Raw genomic sequence first — 1,753 nt, 5'->3', positions numbered from 1 at the left:
GAGGGCACTGAAAAAGTCTTCTTTTTCAACATAGAGGTAAAATAGAAAGCTTAAGCTTTCTATTTTACCTCTATGTTTTTTTAGCTTTGTAGTGATCAAATAAGAAGCAATGGTAAGTCATCAAGAAACAATCACTTTTAGTAAATATTCTGAGTTATACGATATGTTAGTTCCTAAGGATAATATGTTACGTCAGATAAATAATCTTGTCGATTTTACTTTTGTGTATCAAGAACTATCAAGTAAGTATTGTGTCACCAATGGTAGAATGGCATATTCTCCTATTCGTTTGTTCAAGTACTTATTATTAAAAACAATCTTTGACATATCAGATCAAGATGTTGTAGAGCGTTCGCGATACGACTTATCGTTTAAGTATTTCTTAGATATGTCAATCGAAGAAAAGGTAATAGAAGCTAGTACGCTAAGCAAGTTTAGAAAATTAAGGCTTCAGGATACTGATATGCTAAACTTGTTAATTGGTAAAACAGTAGAGTTAGCTGTGGCAAAAGGGATTATAAAATCAGAGGCAATAATATTAGATGCAACTCATACTAAGAGTCGCTCTAATGCAGTATCTGTTATAGAGTTTCTAAGATATCGTTCAAAGAATGTAAGAAAGGTTCTTTACGAAGCAGATCCAACAGTAAAAGATCATTTACCTAGTAAAAATACAGACGATAATGTAGAGAATGAGATAGCTTATTGTACAGAATTGATTAACTACTTAGAAGACAAAGGATCTTTAAGCAGCTTACCTAAGGTAAGTGAGAAACTTAATGTTTTAAAAGAAGCGTTAGAAGATGTAAAAGAACAACGAGATATATCTAAAGATCAAGATGCTCGTATAGGTCACAAATCAAAAGAGGAATCTTTCTTGGGATATAAAACTCATATTGCGATGAGTAAGGAACGTGTTATCACAGCTGCAGTAGTTACTTCGGGAGAAAAGGGAGATGGTCCTTTACTAACTACATTAGTAGAAGAATCTATTAAAAATGGAATGACAGTTAACACTGTTATAGGTGATCGTGCCTACTCAGGTAAAGACAATTTAATCTATGCTAAGAAGAATAACATTAGTGTAATCTCTAAACTAAACCCTGTAATTAGTCAAGGTACTCGTAAAAAAGAAGATCTATTTGACTTTAACAAAGATGCTGATATGTTCGTTTGTCCTGCAGGACATTTAGCCGTTAGAAAGGCTACTCAAGGCAAGAAAGGAGAAAATACTAATCAAGTTAAAACATACTATTTTGATGTTGAAAAGTGTAAACAATGTCCTTTAAAAGATGGTTGTTATAAACCCGGAGCCAAGACCAAATCATACTCAGTCTCTATATCAAGTCAAACACACTTAGACCAACTAGCCTTTGAAGATACTCCAGAATTTAAAGAAGAGACTAAACATCGTTATAAGATAGAAGCTAAAAACGCAGAATTAAAGAATGCCCATGGATACGATACTGCCCTATCGTACGGATTGTCGTCTATGCAAATGCAAGGCGCATTGGCTATTTTTGCAGTAAACTTAAAAAGAATACTGAAATTAATGTAGTAAGGATAGTGAAATAGAATTTTGTCCTCTCAGAAACAGAAATAAGGTCTCTTAAGCAATCGACACATCTTTTCAAAATTATCAAAAACAAAAGACGCTTTAAAAAAGGTTTGTTATAACCTCCTTTAAAAGCGTCTTTTTTTTGCATTATAGTGACTTGAAACCAAAAAAAAACCTTACTTTTTCAGTGCCCTC

The 1,753-nt window shown here is 33.0% G+C and carries 1 protein-coding gene; it reads left to right on the top strand.

Features of this window, described 5'->3' with window-relative positions; all coding sequences use genetic code 11:
• Window positions 1-109 precede the first annotated feature (109 nt).
• Window positions 110-1,558 (top strand): IS1182 family transposase, encoded by a 1,449-nt coding sequence (locus CF599_RS19210; RefSeq protein WP_121967526.1) that lies wholly within the window; start codon window positions 110-112, stop codon window positions 1,556-1,558.
• The last annotated feature ends 195 nt before the right edge of the window (window positions 1,559-1,753 follow it).

It is taken from the genome of Myroides sp. N17-2 (assembly GCF_002286775.1).
In the GTDB taxonomy this organism is placed as follows: Bacteria; Bacteroidota; Bacteroidia; order Flavobacteriales; family Flavobacteriaceae; genus Flavobacterium.
The sequence above is the reverse complement of the archived record's forward strand: the minus strand, read 5'-3'. Positions and strand labels throughout refer to the sequence as shown.

Excerpts from the sequence above, each read along its gene's own strand:
- CF599_RS19210 (WP_121967526.1), top strand. The coding sequence starts at position 110 with ATGGTAAGTCATCAAGAAACAATCACTTTTAGTAAATATTCTGAGTTA.